13 protein-coding genes are annotated in these 14,623 nt (G+C 64.4%); 10 read left to right on the forward strand and 3 right to left on the reverse strand.

What is annotated here, in order from left to right; translation table 11 throughout:
• The first annotated feature begins 45 nt into the window (after positions 1-45).
• The 3 genes from M3P36_RS11120 (at position 46) to M3P36_RS11130 (ending at position 5,300) form a co-directional block, all read left to right on the forward strand.
• A complete protein-coding gene (locus tag M3P36_RS11120) occupies positions 46-2,682 on the forward strand; it encodes a TonB-dependent receptor plug domain-containing protein (protein WP_249703449.1) in 2,637 nt (878 codons plus the stop codon).
• Positions 2,683-2,752: 70 nt separating this feature from the next.
• The gene (locus tag M3P36_RS11125; protein WP_249703451.1) at positions 2,753-3,250 is read left to right on the forward strand and encodes a RidA family protein; all 498 of its coding nucleotides are present in this window, start codon (positions 2,753-2,755) and stop codon (positions 3,248-3,250) included.
• A gap of 73 nt (positions 3,251-3,323) precedes the next feature.
• Positions 3,324-5,300, forward strand: a complete 1,977-nt coding sequence (locus tag M3P36_RS11130; protein ID WP_249703454.1) for a porin family protein — start codon at positions 3,324-3,326, stop codon at positions 5,298-5,300.
• Positions 5,301-5,342: 42 nt separating this feature from the next.
• On the opposite strand, the gene M3P36_RS11135 is transcribed toward M3P36_RS11130, so the two are convergent.
• The 3 genes from M3P36_RS11135 to M3P36_RS11145 form a co-directional block, all read right to left on the reverse strand.
• The gene (locus M3P36_RS11135; RefSeq protein WP_249703457.1) at positions 5,343-5,777 is read right to left on the reverse strand and encodes a c-type cytochrome; all 435 of its coding nucleotides are present in this window, start codon (positions 5,775-5,777) and stop codon (positions 5,343-5,345) included.
• A 5-nt stretch (positions 5,778-5,782) separates the two neighbouring features.
• A complete protein-coding gene (locus M3P36_RS11140; protein ID WP_249703459.1) occupies positions 5,783-7,387 on the reverse strand; it encodes a flavin monoamine oxidase family protein in 1,605 nt (534 codons plus the stop codon).
• 110 nt (positions 7,388-7,497) lie between these two features.
• A complete protein-coding gene (locus M3P36_RS11145) occupies positions 7,498-7,860 on the reverse strand; it encodes a winged helix-turn-helix domain-containing protein (RefSeq protein ID WP_249703461.1) in 363 nt (120 codons plus the stop codon).
• Between the two features lie 155 nt (positions 7,861-8,015).
• Between M3P36_RS11145 and modA the strand changes: the two genes are divergently transcribed.
• The 7 genes from modA to M3P36_RS11180 all read left to right on the forward strand — a co-directional run bounded on the left by modA (position 8,016) and on the right by M3P36_RS11180 (position 14,614).
• Positions 8,016-8,759, forward strand: coding sequence for a molybdate ABC transporter substrate-binding protein (gene modA / locus M3P36_RS11150; RefSeq protein ID WP_249703463.1), 744 nt, complete (start codon positions 8,016-8,018; stop codon positions 8,757-8,759).
• Between the two features lie 3 nt (positions 8,760-8,762).
• On the forward strand, positions 8,763-9,428 hold the full coding sequence (modB, locus tag M3P36_RS11155; RefSeq protein WP_249703466.1) for a molybdate ABC transporter permease subunit: 666 nt from the start codon (positions 8,763-8,765) through the stop codon (positions 9,426-9,428).
• The gene (locus tag M3P36_RS11160; protein ID WP_249703469.1) at positions 9,421-10,140 is read left to right on the forward strand and encodes a sulfate/molybdate ABC transporter ATP-binding protein; all 720 of its coding nucleotides are present in this window, start codon (positions 9,421-9,423) and stop codon (positions 10,138-10,140) included. Before modB ends, M3P36_RS11160 begins: the two co-directional genes overlap by 8 nt.
• Before the next feature lie 88 nt (positions 10,141-10,228).
• On the forward strand, positions 10,229-10,594 hold the full coding sequence (locus M3P36_RS11165) for a DUF6481 family protein (RefSeq protein WP_249703679.1): 366 nt from the start codon (positions 10,229-10,231) through the stop codon (positions 10,592-10,594).
• A 69-nt stretch (positions 10,595-10,663) separates the two neighbouring features.
• The gene (otsB, locus tag M3P36_RS11170) at positions 10,664-11,410 is read left to right on the forward strand and encodes a trehalose-phosphatase (RefSeq protein WP_249703471.1); all 747 of its coding nucleotides are present in this window, start codon (positions 10,664-10,666) and stop codon (positions 11,408-11,410) included.
• Positions 11,407-13,218 carry a glycoside hydrolase family 15 protein gene (locus tag M3P36_RS11175; RefSeq protein ID WP_249703473.1) on the forward strand — a complete coding sequence of 604 codons (1,812 nt, stop codon included), beginning with the start codon at positions 11,407-11,409 and terminating at the stop codon, positions 13,216-13,218. The genes otsB and M3P36_RS11175 overlap by 4 nt, the downstream gene beginning before the upstream one ends.
• Positions 13,219-13,225: 7 nt before the next feature.
• Positions 13,226-14,614, forward strand: coding sequence for an alpha,alpha-trehalose-phosphate synthase (UDP-forming) (locus M3P36_RS11180; protein WP_249703476.1), 1,389 nt, complete (start codon positions 13,226-13,228; stop codon positions 14,612-14,614).
• Positions 14,615-14,623 lie beyond the last annotated feature (9 nt).

Genomic DNA, 14,623 nt, shown 5'->3' on the forward strand with positions numbered 1-14,623 from the left:
AAAGTACCGGGTCCAGGGGGAGGACGACAAGATAAGGGGGTTCCTATGTCGCGCTTCTCGAAGACACTTGCAGTCACATTCGCCGCTTCCACCGCACTTTCCACGGCCCTGGGCGCTCCGGCCCTTGCGCAAGACGCAACGCCGAGTGCCGCCGAGACCGAAGGTGACATGATCATCGTCACCGGTACACGCGCCACCGGGACCAATGCAGCGGAAAGCGCTGCCCCCGTGTTGCTGCTGTCCGATGATGCGCTGAGCCGGGTCGGCCAGCCCAACCTCAACCAGGCGCTGACCCAGCTGGTCCCGTCGTTCCAGGCGCAGACGCAGGGCACCGACATGGCGAGCTTCTCGCTGTCGGCCCGCCTGCGCGGCACCAGCCCGAACCACACACTGGTGCTGGTCAATGGCAAGCGCCGCCACGGTAACTCCATCCTCCAGGTCATCAACGGCGCCTTCGGCGGGTCCGCCGCACCGAGCATCGACCTGATTCTGCCGGACATCGTCCAGCGCATTGAAATCCTGCAGGATGGCGCCGCCGCGGTCTATGGCTCCGATGCCATCGCCGGAGTGATCAACATCATCCTGAAAAGCGATACCCAGGGCGGCACCCTGCGTGCCACGGCGGGTGAATACTTCGATGGTGAAGGACGGACCTACAGCGTCAGCGGCAATTTCGGGATGGAAGTGGGCGATGCCGGCTTCCTTGATATCGCCCTGTTCCACCGCCGCAACGAGGTGACCACGATCGGCGAAGGGCAGTTCTCGGTCTACAACCTCAACGGCACGATCAATCAATCGAGCGGTATCTCCGCGGCCTTCCGCCCGCTCTATCAGAACATCGCCGACAACGACCTGCTCAACGGCATCAACGGCGGCCAACCTGCCTCCAAGCTGACCCTGGGCTTCTACAACTTCGGCTATGAGTTCGACACCTTCGAGGTCTATTCTTTCGGCAACGTGTCCTATCGCGCCGGTGACGCGCTGCAGGGTTACCGCGTACCCAACCGCCTGTGCCGCGACCCGCTTACGGCTACTGCCCAGACGACTGATCCGACCAACTGCTTTGGCAATACGGCTGCCACCGGCCTGGTCCCGCACATCGAAGTGACGCAGGACGAGTTCTCGTTCACCGGTGGCCTGCGCGGGGAAACTGCCGGGGGCTGGAACTGGGACGTGTCGGGCACCTATGCCGAGGACGTGGCCAAGGTCTACACCACCGGTTCTGCCAACGCCTCGCTGTTCGTGGCGACCGGGTTCTCGCCGACCGATTTCTATGACGGCGGGTTCCAGTTCAACCAGTTCGTCGGCACCGTGGATATCGACAAGGAATTTGACATCGGCCTGGCGGGCGGCCCGCTGACTGTTGCCTTCGGTGGCGAGTTCCGCGACGAAAGCTACGAAATCTTCCAGGGCGACGCCGGTTCGCTGTTCGTCGAAGGCGGCCAGTCGTTCCCCGGCTATTCGGCCACCGATGCCGGCAAGATCAGCCGGACGGCTAAGGCAGCCTACCTCAACTTCATCGCCAATCCGGTGGATGACTGGACGCTCGACCTTGCTGGCCGGTTCGAGGACTACAGCGATTTCGGCAGCACGCTGATCGGCAAGATCACCACGCGCTACGATTTCTCGCCCGCCTTCGCCTTGCGCGCCACGGCCAGCACGGGCTTCCGTGCCCCGTCACTGCAGGAATCGGGCTATTCGGCCACCAACGTGGGTCCGACCAGCGCGGTCCTGCAACTTGCTCCCAGCTCGCCGGGTGCGACCAGCGCCGGGTTCGGGGCGCTTGGACCGGAAGAATCGGTCAACTTCTCGGCTGGCATGGTGCTGCGGCCCGTGCCGCGCCTGGTAGTCACGCTGGATGGCTACTACATCAAGATCAACGACCGGATCGTGTCGTCCGGCGCCATCCAGGGCCAGCAGAACCAGCCGATCGGTACGCCGGGCGTTCCGGTGCTGACCCCGCTGATCAACGGGCTGACGCCGTTCGAACTGGTCAACAATGCCATCATCGCCAGCGGCAAGCAGCTTGACCCGACGGTGCTGGAATCGGGCAGCCTGTCGATCCAGACCTTCACCAACGGGATCGACACCCGCACCCTGGGCTTGGAATTCTCGGCCCGCTATCCGGTGGACCTGTCCTTCGGTTCGCTCGACCTGACGGCCAGCGCCAACGTCAACGAGACCAAGGTGACGGACAGCTCGGCACTGGGTACCTTGTGGACGGTTACTGCCGAAGACGTGATCGAGAATGCCAGCCCGACATTCCGCGCCAACCTGGGTGGCTTGTTCGAAACGGGAGCGTTCAGCGCCAACCTGCGCATGAACTACTATTCGGCAACCACCCAGCTCGTCAGGCCGAACGCCTTCTCGACAACGCCGCGCCCGATCCTGGGCACATTCTACGAGGCGACAGTAGGCGCGGCGGCGATCTTCGATCTCGAGCTGGATTACGACATCACCGACAACTTCACCATCGCGATCGGTGCCAACAACCTGTTCGACAAGCGGCCGCCGGTGCCCGATTTCGTGGCCGACTACGATCCTGCCAATCCTTCCACCGGATGGCTCTCGGGTCGCTCGCCCTATATCAACAACAACGGCGCCCACAACGCACCGCTGAACTTCGGGCCCTATGGTAGCAACGGCGGATATTACTACGCCCGCGTGACGGTGAACTTCTGACGAACCGGGGCGGGGGTGGCCACCATCCCCGCTCCCCAAACTGCATCCAAGACCAACAGGAGCCCAGCCCATGCACAAAATTCTCGCCCTTTCCGCTCTTCCGGCAGCCCTCCTGCTTTCGACCGGCTGCGCTGCAGCGCAGGAGGCACCCGAAATCGAGCGCGTTTACAGCAGCCCCACCGCGCGCATCGCCAGCCTGGCGATGGTCCCGCCGGGCAGCCAGATCGTGTTTGTCTCGGGCACGGTGCCGGCCCCGCTCGATCCCGCCAATCCCGATGATCTGGGCGATACCCGCGCGCAGACACTTTCGGTGCTCAACCGCATCAAGGCTTCGCTAGAGTCCCAAGGGATGGGGATGGGTGATCTGGTCAAGCTGACCGTGTTCCTGGTCGGTACGCCGGAAACTGACGGGCGGATGGATTCGGCTGCCATGAACGAGGTGTTCGCCACCTTCTTCGGCACGCCGGAGCAGCCCAACCGTCCGACCCGCTCCACCATCCAGATCGCGGCGCTGGGGCGGCCGGGCATGTATGTCGAGATCGAGGGCATCGCAGCTATCGCTCCCTGACCGTTGGCAAAAGCGACGCGACGCGCAGCGGAATAGTACCGGCATCGGGGGCTTTGGCCCTGACAGGATCAGCATGACATCTTCCTTCGATCCTGCCCGTCAACCGGGCGGCAATTCCCTTTGCGCTGCCACCTGTTGCCTGATGCCGCTGGTGTTGCTGCTGGCGGCACCGGCGGCGGCGCAGACGAGCCCGGCCGAAGACAACGCGGTTGTGAATGCCGACGATGCCTTCGGCCAGTCGGTCGGCAACGAGCGCGGGGGTCTGTACGACAGCAACGACGTGCGCGGCTTCTCTCCGGTCGATGCAGGCAATGGCCGGATCGAAGGGCTGTACTTCGTGCAGGCTTCCGGGCCCGGCGGGCGGGCCATTTCGGGCAACATGATCCGTGTGGGCCTGTCGGCGCAAGGGTATGCCTTCCCCGCCCCTACCGGGATCGTCGATTACAGCCTCTACAGCAATTTCGGCGTCCTCGGCGGCCGTGTCAGGCTGGAATACGGCCAGTACGGTTCGCCCATCGCGCTGATCGATGGCAGGCTGCCACTGGGGCCGGATGCCGGTGTCACCTTTTCCATCAACCTGCGCGAACAGGAACGGCACGAAGGGGGCAGGGCACAGAATACCGGATTTGGCGGCACGGTGGCCGTCCGGCCATGGGAAGGCGCGCAGATTATCGCCTTTGCCTCGGAATTCCGCTTTTGGGATGATCCCGCCGCCCCGGTAGTCTTTCCTGACGGCGATTTCCTGCCGCCCGAGTACCGGCGGCGTGAACTGCTTTCCCAGCCCTGGGCCCTGCGTGAAAACATCAACCAGGTGTTCGGCGCGGTTGCCAAGCTTCCCTTCGGCGAATGGCAGGTGGATGCCGGGCTGTTCCAGTCAGGCCGCGACATACCGGAAACCTATTCCGACCTGTTCACCCGCCTCCGCGCAGATGGCACCACGCCTGCCCGCATCATCGTGGCCGACGGCAACAACCACGATGATGTTACATCGGGCGAACTGCGGTTGACGCGCAGCATGGTCACCGGCCGGGTGGCACACAAGCTGATGTTGAGCGCGCGGGGACGGCAGGGTGAGCGGCAATTCGGCGGGCAGCAGCGGATCAACCTGGGCGAAAGCACGCTGCTGGCCCGCGACATTCGCGAACGGCCCGCGATCGCGCTGGGGGCGGAAAACATCGATCGCGTGCGCCAGGGCAGCATCGGCCTGGCCTGGAGCGCAACCACCCCCGGGAGCTTCTCGCTCGATGCCTCGATCACCCAGTCCACCTATCGCAAGGAAGTGGATTTCGCCGCCATCGGGCGTGAGGACGTGGCGATCCGCGACAATCCGCTGACCGCCAGCCTCACCGGTTCGCTGTTCCTGACCCGCGACCTGGTGCTTTACGGCGGCCATGTGCGTGGGTTCGAGGATGCCGTGGTGGCACCCGACATTGCCGTAAACCAGGGCGATGCGCCGCCAGCGCTGCGGACGCGGCAGACAGATCTGGGGCTGCGCTATGCCTTCCCGAGCGGTATCCGGCTGGTGGCCGGGCTGTTCTCCATCGACAAGCCCTACTTCAACCTCGACCCGGGGCAGGTCTTCCGCGAACTGGGCTCCAACACCAATCGCGGAGTGGAACTGAGCCTGACCGGCCAGGTGGTGCCCGGGCTCAATATCGTCGCTGGAGCGGTATTGCTAGATTCGCGGATCAGCGGCTTGCTGGTGGATTCAGGGCAGATCGGCAGCCGGCCTGTCGGCTCATCCCGCCGCCGCATCATCTTCGATGCCGACTGGCGGCTGGACGGCGGGAATAGTCCACTGTCGTTCGACATCAGCGTGAACAGCCGGGGTTCGCAAGTCGCAAATGCGCCCGGAACCCTGCTGGCACCCGGCAGTGATATCATCGATCTGGGGATGCGCTATCGTTTCGACTTGGCGTTTGCCAATCTCCTGCTGCGGGCGCAGGTGAACAACGTGACCAATGCCTACAGCTGGAATGTCACGTCGAGCGGGGGCTTTGTCTATCGCCCGCGCCGTCATGCCAGCATCGCGCTGATAGCGGATTTCTGACGCGGCGCGATCCACAACCGGCTGGGCGGCAGGCAATGCGCCTCAACGAAGCGCGGCGATTTCCGTGGGCGAGATCGGGCCGGGATAGTCGTTGCCGAAATTGGTTCGCACATAGTTGACCACGTCGGCGATCTGCTGGTCGTCCAGCATGTCGGCCATCGGCGGCATGCCGTTCATGCCCTTGACGACGATGTAGGCAGGGTAGCGGCTGCCGAGCAGGCGGGGGTTATTGGCGAGCGCCGGGTAGAATCCCGCTCCGACGGCGCCCATGGCATCGGGCATGTGGCAGGCGGCGCAGACATTGGCATAGACGTCCGCGCCCGTCGGGCCGCTGATCGTGGTGGAGGCGGCGGTGCTGTCGGCATCTGCGCCGACAGGAGAGGCAGGAGCCGTCTGTGCATCCGCACCGGCAGCGAGTGCGCCGCTCAGTGCCAGGGTGACGGCTGCAAGTGCGGCGAGCGGAGTCTTGGCTGTCATAGCGGTTATCCTGCCTGGACGCGTTGATGGAGCCGCTCGATCACATCGAGCGAGGAGGTAATCGCACCTTCGATCCAGCCGCCGATGTACGAGGCGTGCTCGCCCGCCACCATGAAGCGGCCATCGATCTCGCACAGGTTGCGATAGTGGGTGGCGCGGCTTTCCTCGCTCCACATGCCGAAGCAGCCCAGAGTCCACGGCACGCGGTGCCAGCCGACGGAAATGCCGTTCATGAACTCTTCCCGATATTGCGGGTGGATCTGCGCCCCCCAGTCCACCGCACGCTGCACCCGCTGGGCGGGTGACTGGCCGGTCAGTTCATAGGACATGGCCCCGCCGGTATAGGCCCCCAGCAAGACGCCCGGCCCGCGCGAACCATAGCCATAGCTGGGATAGGAAATCTGGCTGATCGGCAGGTTGGTGCTGGTGATGCCGCCAAAGATCTGTTCGTCCTGCTCCCAGAAGCGGCGCTTGAATTCCAGCCCGATCTTGACGCTGGGACGATAGGGCACGGCCTTGATGGCGGCGGCCAGCGGAGCGTTCACGTTGAGCGGGATCTGCGCCAGGACAGAAAGCGGAATGGTGCAGATGCAATAGTCTGCCCGCGCGCTCAGCCGCTCCTCGGTGCGGGTATCCATATAGTCCACCGTCACACCGCTATCGTCCTGGCTGATGGCGGTGACCTTGGAATTGAGCCTGATGAGGTGGCCTACCGCCCGGTCGAACCCGGCAGCGATCTGGCCCATGCCGCCGACCGGCTGGAAGATTGCGTGCTGGTGTTCGTTGCTGAGATGGGTGCCGATGTTGCGCCACATGCCCGATTTCAACACGGTGGAGATGTCGAGCGGATCGGACGGGATCGGTTCCGCAGTCAGGCCGCCGCCGGGGCCCTTGCTCCACCCGCGCCGCCGGGCAGATTCCGCGCTTCTGACATAGCGCATATTGCTGTCGAGCGCGCCCCACGAACGCAGAGATTCCAGCAGGATTTCGGCATCCTCTGCCGTAACCGCATCGTTCAGCGCGTTCTGGTTGACCGCCTTTGCCAGCAGTTCGGAGACATGGCCGTAATAGTCGGCCTGGATGGTCTTGTAGCGCTGTGGTTGCCCGCCGAAGGCGGAGGTGGAGTGGAGATAGGCGTTGTAATTGTTCTGCTGGAAGGGTTCCAGCGCCACGCCCAGTTCCTGGCAATAGTGGATCAGCCCGCCATGCTCTGTCGGGATGCGCCAGGGGCCGGGGTTGATGTAGTTGCCTTCCGCAAACTCGCAGGTCTGCGTGGCACCGCCCAGTTCGGTAAAGGTGTCGCCGCCCTTGATGGTCCAGGCGCGCCCGCCGACGCGGGGGTTGTATTCGAGGACTTTCACCTCGTAGCCCGCACGGCTCAGTTCCAGCGCCGCGACCATCCCGGCCACACCCGCGCCCAGCACCAGAACCGACTTGCCCTTGGCCCCGCCGTCCAGCTTGATCGGTCCGGTGAAGGTGGATGCGTGGGCCTGGTTGAGGGGGGCCATGGCCATCAGCATGGCGCCGGCCCCGGCAGACTTGCCGATGAGCGAAAGCAGTTCGCGTTTGTTCATCGCGAAGCCGGGTGCGAATTGCGGTGTATCAGTCATGCGCCCGTCCTTAGCCGTGGCCCATGGTCTGCCTGGTCAGGCGGCAGATCTTATCGGGCGGCTCCGGCAATGTCGGATTGCGCGGGCAGCAAGGGCATACGCTATTTGGCTTATTCCCGGCCTGCCAGCCTCAGCAGAGCAGCTGCGTGAGTCTCGGCTGCATGGTGCATTTCGGCGTCGAGCCGGCGGTAGGCATCCAGCACCTCGCGGCCCCGGCGGGTCAGCACCGATCCGCCATGAGCCGGGCCGCCCTTCGCCGTCTCCACCACCGCGCCGCCCCAGTGGCAGTTGAGCACGTCGATCATGTCCCGCGTGCGGCGATAGCTGATGCCGAGATCGCGACCGGCGGCGGAAATCGATCCCGTGCGTTCGACCGCTTCGAGCAGGTCGGCCTTGCCGGGGCCAATGGCGATTTCGTCCCCCACCAGGATCTGCGCCTTTACTTTCAGGCGGGGGGCGGGCGGCGTGGTCATGGACCTGCACTTATCATTGGAAGCGGCGTTGCCAAACAGCTTGCATGATGCGGGTATTCCGGCATAGCGATGTATATGCAAGCGCATATCGCTTCCTGCAGGATCGTTCGATGATACCCTTGTCCGCCCGGCGCCGGCTCGCGCTCCTATGCTGCGTGCTGTTGTCCGCTTGCGGCACCAGCCCTGACGATAGTGCGCGCGTTGCCGCTGCCTCGGACTTGCGGTTGGCCCTGACGGAGGTGGCGGCCGCGTTTGAGAGCGAGACCGGGCACGAGGTGGACCTGGTGTTTGGCTCGTCGGGCAACTTCTTCCAGCAGTTGCAGCACGATGCGCCGTTCGACCTGTTCCTTTCGGCGGACGAGCAATATGTGCTCGATCTGGCAGAGGCCGGGAAAACGCGGGACCGGGGGCGTCTCTATGCCGTAGGTCGCCTTGCGCTTGTTGCGCCCACAGGCTCGCCCCTGCAACTCGATCCGCAGCTTCAAGGGCTGCGCCAGGCCGCTGCAAGTGGCCAGATCGAACAGTTCGCCATCGCCAATCCCGACCACGCGCCATATGGCCAGCGCGCCCGCGAAGCGCTCGAACACGTGGGCTTGTGGGACGAGCTGGAGCCAAGGCTCGTAATGGGCGAAAACGTGTCGCAGGCTATGCAGTTTGCTGTGACCGGCGGGGCGCAAGGGGGAATCGTCGCCCTGTCCCTGGTAAACGATCCGGCGCTGCAGGGAAAAATCGACCACGTGGTGATCCCCGCCGACTGGCACCAGCCCTTGCGCCAGCGGATGGTGCTGATGCGTGATGCCGGGCCGGTGGCCGAACAGTTCTATCGCTATCTTTCAGGCGACGAGGCACGGCGCATTTTCGAGCGCAGCGGTTTTACCCTGCCCGATGGAGCAGGCTGACACATGGACTGGCAGGCCCTGATCCTGGCGCTGCAACTGGGGGCGGCAACGGTGGCGATTCTGCTGCCGCTGGCCCTGCTGCTGGGGCGGTGGCTGGCCTATGCGCGGTTTCGCGGCAAGGCGCTGGCAGAGGCGCTGGTGATCCTGCCGCTGGTGTTGCCTCCCACAGTGATCGGGTTCTACCTGCTGGTCGGCCTGGGTCCGACGTCGCCCATTGGAATGGCGTGGCGCAGTGTCTTCGGCACCAACCTGGTGTTCACGTTCGAAGCGATCCTCATCGCCTCCGTCATCGTCAACCTGCCCTTTGCCGTGCAGCCGGTCCAACGGGCCTTCGAGAGCGTCGGGACGGACTTGCGGGACGCTGCGGCGACCTGCGGCCATTCGCAGTGGCAGGCATTCCGGCGGATCGAACTGCCGCTGGCCTGGCCCGGCGTGGTGACAGGCGCAGTCCTCACCTTCGCCCACACGCTGGGCGAATTCGGCGTGGTGCTGATGATCGGCGGGTCGATCCCCGGCGAGACACGCACCTTGTCCCTGTCGATTTATGACCGGGTGCAGGCCTTCGACATGGCCGGGGCCAATGCCATGGCACTGCTGCTGATGGGTGTATCGCTGGCGACAGTGACCGCTACTTTCTACCTTGCCAGAAGGGTTCGCCCGCATGGCTGACGGTTTGCACATCAGCTTGCGGCAGGACGCGCCGATCATGCTGGATTTCGATCTGGCGGTTCCGCGCGGGCGGACGCTCGCGATGGTTGGTCCGTCGGGCGCGGGCAAATCCACCGTGCTGCGCGCGATTGCCGGGCTGCACCATCCGGCGGCAGGCGCGGTCAGTTGCAATGGCGAGACCTGGTTCGACAGCGCGAGCGGCGTGGACCTGGCGGCCAAGGACCGCAAGGTGGGCTTCGTGTTCCAGTCCTACGCCCTTTTTCCGCACCTTTCGGCAGCAGCCAACGTGATGCAGGCCATGCTCGATCTGCCGGCTGACGAGCGAGCCGAACAGGCCGCAGACCTGATGGCCCGCCTGGGCCTGGCCGGCCTTGAGCATCGCAAGCCAGGCCAGATCTCTGGCGGGCAGCAACAGCGCGTTGCCCTGGCGCGGGCGCTGGCGCGGCGGCCGGAAGTGCTGCTGCTGGACGAGCCGTTTTCTGCCGTGGACCATCCAATCCGTCGCCTGCTGCACCGCTCGCTGGAGCAGGTGCGGACCATGTCGAATATTCCCATCGTGCTGGTCACCCACGATATCGCCGATGCAGCCCGGGTGGCGGATGACCTGTGCTTCATGCAGCACGGCCGGAACGTCGAGACGGGTCCGGTCATTGATCTGCTGGACCGGCCGACCTCGCTACTGGCGCAATGGATGGACCACGAAGAAGCCTGACAGACCGGTCCGCATCTGTCATGGGGCGCTCATCCGCATATACGAACATGGCCACGACCATACCAACGAACATACCAAAGGGACGATGATGAAGGGTTACAAGGAACCGGGCTTTCAGGACCGGGCAACGGCATCGGCACGGGCCAAGGAGAAGGCGCTCGCCAAGCTGAAGGCCGCTCCCGTGCTCGACGAAGCCACCATCGCGGCCCGTGTGGCCCGCCAGGCCGAGAAGGAGGCCAAGGAGGCTGCCAAGCGCGAAGCTGCCCGCCTCGCCCGCGAACAGAAGCAGCGCGAAGCCGAGGAAAAGATCGCTGCCGCCCTGGCCGAGGAAGCCGCAGCCCAGGCCGAGGAGGAGGCCGCACAGGCGGCCCAGCCGACCGAGGAAGAACGCAAGGCCGAACGAGATGCCCGCTATGCCGCGCGCAAGAATCGCAAATCGGGCAAGTCCCGCTAGGGGAGCCATCTGCGCTTCTCGGGTTGGCCACGGTTGACGGGTCGGTCGGGCATCCTATGCTGCAGTGCAATGCTTAGTGTTCCCGATCACCTGAAACCTCCACCGCCGCTGGCGGACCTGATCCACGCCGGACCGTTTTCCCTGTTCCTCGATTTCGACGGAACGCTGGTCGAGATCGCCGACACGCCCGGTTCCATCGCGGTGCCCGACCTGCTGTCTGCGCGACTCGATGCGCTGTCTGACCGCCTCGGGGGCCGCCTGGCGCTCGTCAGCGGGCGCGGGATCGAGGATGTGGAGCGCCACTGCGGGACTATCGCCGTCGCCATTGCCGGGTCGCACGGCGCGGCGCGGCGCATGGCGGGCGGCGAAGTGGGCGGAGCCGCAATGGTGCCGGTGCCTCCTGCCGTGGTTGCCCAGATCGAGGCCTTTGCCACGGCTCACGAAGTCGGCTTCGAGCGCAAGCCACATGGCGCTGCGCTCCATTCCCGCGAAAACCCGGCGCGTGAAGATGAGTGCCTGGCATTCATGACGTCGCTGGCCGAGCAGCACGGCCTCGCCATCAAGCGCGGCAAGATGGTGGTCGAATTGGTTCACCCCGGTGTCGACAAGGGGGCGGCGGTGGAAGCCTTCATGGCCGTTGCACCATTTGCGGGATCGACGCCCGTGTTCGTGGGCGACGACATTACCGACGAGGATGGCTTTGCCGCCTGCGAACGGCTGGGAGGCTTCGGCATTTCCGTGGGGGAACGCAACAGCGCGCTCGCCCGTTACAATCTGGCGGATACCGCCGCAGTTCAACATTGGCTCCAACTTTGACCATCCCTGAAAAAAGCGAAGCCCAGAGCCTTGAGCTGTGGCCCATCGGAAACTGCCAGGTCTCCGGCCTGATCAACCACGACGCAGGCCTCGTCTGGGGCTGCATTCCGCGGGTCGATGGCGATCCGGTATTCTGTTCGTTGCTCAATGCCGGTGACAGGGAGCGCGGCGTTTGGCGGTTCGAACTGGTCGGCCAGGTCTCCGCGACCCAGCGCTATGTCCGCAACACCCCGATCCTCGTCACCCGCCTCGAGGCCGAGGACGGAAGCGCGGTGGAGGTGACTGATTTCTGCCCCCGGTTCGAACGGTCGGGCCGCATGTATCGCCCGGTGGCTTTCGTGCGCACGGTGCGCCCGGTTGCGGGAACGCCGCGGATAAAGGTGACGCTCAGGCCCATGCGCGACTATGGCGCGCAAGTGGCCGAAACCACCCATGGTACCAACCACGTGCGCTACCTTTTGGGCGACCAGGCCATGCGCCTCTCGACCGATGCGCCGGTGGGCTACGTGCTGGAAGGCCGGCCCTACCGCGTCGAAAGCGACCAGCATTTCTTCCTCGGGCCGGACGAGGCCTTCAGCGGCAACGTGCGGGCCGAACTGCGCGAGATGGAAGACCTGACGCGCAAGTACTGGCAGATCTGGGTGCGCGGCCTTGCCACACCGCTGGAGTGGCAGGACGAAGTGATCCGCTGCGCCATTACCCTGAAACTGTGCCAGCACGAGGAAACGGGCGCCATCGTCGCCGCGCTCACCACCTCGATACCCGAAGCGCCGGGCAGCCAGCGGACCTGGGACTACCGGTTCTGCTGGATCCGCGATTCCTATTACACCGTGCAGGCGCTGAACCGGCTGGGCGCGCTCGACGTACTGGAGAAGTATCTCACCTATCTGCGCAACATCGTCGACAACGCGCAAGGGGGGCATATCCAGCCGCTCTATTCGGTGATGGGCGATGGCGAGTTGCACGAGACTTTCGCCGATAACCTGGCGGGCTATCGCGGCATGGGGCCGGTGCGCGTGGGCAACGCCGCCTATCTGCAGGTGCAGCACGATTGCTATGGCCAGATCGTGCTACCTACGGTGCAGGGCTTCTTCGACCAGCGCCTGCTGCGTATGGCCGATGATCACGATTTCGCCAGCCTGGAGCAAGTGGGCGAGATGGCCTGGGCCAAGCATGACCAGCCCGATGCGGGCCTGTGGGAATTCCGCACCCGGCAGGAAGTCCACACCTATTCCGCGGTCATGAGCTGGGCTGCCTGCGACCGGCTGGCCAATGCCGCCCTGCGGCTGGGCAAGGAGGATCGGGCGGAATACTGGTCTGCCCGCGCTGCCACAGTACGCACCAAAATAGATGCGGAGGCCTGGGTCGATACGTCCGATGGCGGCCACTATGGCGCCAGCTTTGAAAGCGACTATTTGGATGCCAGCCTGCTGCAGCTGGTCGAACTGCGCTATCTTGCGCCAGACGATCCACGCTTTGTGTCCACCTTCAACGCGGTTGAACAGGCGTTGAGGCGGGGCGAACACATGCTGCGCTATGCCCAGGAAGACGATTTCGGCGCGCCCGAAACCGCGTTCAACATCTGCACCTTCTGGCTGATTGATGCGCTGGCCCGCTGCGACCGCACGGTCGAGGCGCGCGAGCTGTTTACCACCATGCTGGGCCATACCACCCGGTCGGGCCTGCTGTCCGAAGACATGGACTTCGAGACGGGCGAGTTGTGGGGAAACTTTCCCCAGACCTACTCATTGGTGGGAGTGATCAATTGCGCAGGCCTTTTGTCGCAAAGTTGGAACACCATACGATGATGTGTCCATGAGCAGGCTGGTTGTTGTTTCCAACCGCGTCGCAGTCCCGACAGCGCGCGGGGCGCAAGGGGCTCAAGGTGGACTGGCCGGAGCCCTGCTCGCAGCCCTGCGCGAAGCAGGCGGACTGTGGTTCGGCTGGTCGGGCAAAGAGGCCGAGACACCCTCGGTAGAACCTCATATGCAGGAACACGACGGCGTCACGATGGCGACGATCGACCTCGCCCAGCAGGATATCGATGAATATTACAACGGCTATGCCAATTCCACACTGTGGCCGCTGTTCCACTACCGCCTCGACCTGACCCAGTACGAACGCGATACGGCGATGGGCTATGAGCGGGTGAACGAACTGTTTGCTGACAGCCTTACTCCGCTGGTGCGCGAAGACGACCTCATCTGGATCCACGATTACCACTTGATCCCGCTGGGTGACGGCTTGCGACGGCGCGGGGTGCGCAACCGCATGGGCTTCTTCCTGCACATCCCCTGGCCGCCGACCCGGCTGTTCGTCTCGCTGCCCTATCACGAACGGCTGGTGCAAAGCCTGCTGGCCTATGACGTGATCGGCTTCCAGTGCGACGAATGGCTGGAGAGCTTCCTGCACTATTGCCGCAAGGAACTGGGCGCGACGGTGGACGATGCCACGGGGCGGATCGATTTCGAAGGGCGCACGGTGATCGCGCGGGCCTATCCCATCGGTATCGACTATGATCATTTCATGGCTCAGGGTGATACCGGCGATGCGCGGCAAGCAGCCCAGCGCGTGCTTTCGAGCACCCGTCGCCGCACGGCCATGATCGGGGTGGACCGGCTCGACTATTCCAAGGGCCTGCCCGAGAGAATGGACGGGGTCAGCCGCTTTTTCGATCGACATCCGGAACGGGTGAACGATCTGGTCTTCATCCAGATCGCCCCGCCCAGTCGCGAGGACATCGGGTCATACCAGCAGATCCGCGCCACGCTGGAACAGAAGGCGGGGCAGATAAACGGGGCGCGCAGCCGGATCGATCTGGTGCCGGTGCGCTACGTCAACCAGGGTCATACCACGGCGGAACTGTTCGGTTGCTACCGGGCGTGCAAGATCGGCCTCGTCACCCCGCTGCGCGACGGGATGAATCTGGTGGCCAAGGAATATGTCGCGGCACAGGACCCCGATGATCCCGGCGTTCTGATCCTGTCGCGTTTTGCCGGTGCGGCACAGCAACTGCCCGAAGCACTGCTGGTCAACCCCTACAGCCCCGACGACATCGCCTCGATGATCCAGCGCGCGCTCGACATGCCGCTGGAGGAGCGCAAGGAGCGGTGGCAGGCGATGAACGAGTGCGTGAGGGACTGCAATGTCACCCGCTGGACACAGGAAATTACCCGCGATATCGCCAGTGCGGGCCTAGCCTGACGCCAGCGA

It is taken from the genome of Altererythrobacter sp. KTW20L, assembly GCF_023501975.1.
In the GTDB taxonomy this organism is placed as follows: domain Bacteria; phylum Pseudomonadota; class Alphaproteobacteria; order Sphingomonadales; family Sphingomonadaceae; genus Alteraurantiacibacter.

Excerpts from the sequence above, each read along its gene's own strand:
- M3P36_RS11120 (WP_249703449.1), top strand. The coding sequence starts at position 46 with ATGTCGCGCTTCTCGAAGACACTTGCAGTCACATTCGCCGCTTCCACC.
- M3P36_RS11125 (WP_249703451.1), top strand. The coding sequence starts at position 2,753 with ATGCACAAAATTCTCGCCCTTTCCGCTCTTCCGGCAGCCCTCCTGCTT.
- M3P36_RS11130 (WP_249703454.1), top strand. The coding sequence starts at position 3,324 with ATGACATCTTCCTTCGATCCTGCCCGTCAACCGGGCGGCAATTCCCTT.
- M3P36_RS11135 (WP_249703457.1), bottom strand. The coding sequence starts at position 5,777 with ATGACAGCCAAGACTCCGCTCGCCGCACTTGCAGCCGTCACCCTGGCA.
- M3P36_RS11140 (WP_249703459.1), bottom strand. The coding sequence starts at position 7,387 with ATGACTGATACACCGCAATTCGCACCCGGCTTCGCGATGAACAAACGC.
- M3P36_RS11145 (WP_249703461.1), bottom strand. The coding sequence starts at position 7,860 with ATGACCACGCCGCCCGCCCCCCGCCTGAAAGTAAAGGCGCAGATCCTG.
- modB (WP_249703466.1), top strand. The coding sequence starts at position 8,763 with ATGGACTGGCAGGCCCTGATCCTGGCGCTGCAACTGGGGGCGGCAACG.
- M3P36_RS11160 (WP_249703469.1), top strand. The coding sequence starts at position 9,421 with ATGGCTGACGGTTTGCACATCAGCTTGCGGCAGGACGCGCCGATCATG.
- M3P36_RS11165 (WP_249703679.1), top strand. The coding sequence starts at position 10,229 with ATGAAGGGTTACAAGGAACCGGGCTTTCAGGACCGGGCAACGGCATCG.
- otsB (WP_249703471.1), top strand. The coding sequence starts at position 10,664 with ATGCTTAGTGTTCCCGATCACCTGAAACCTCCACCGCCGCTGGCGGAC.
- M3P36_RS11180 (WP_249703476.1), top strand. The coding sequence starts at position 13,226 with ATGAGCAGGCTGGTTGTTGTTTCCAACCGCGTCGCAGTCCCGACAGCG.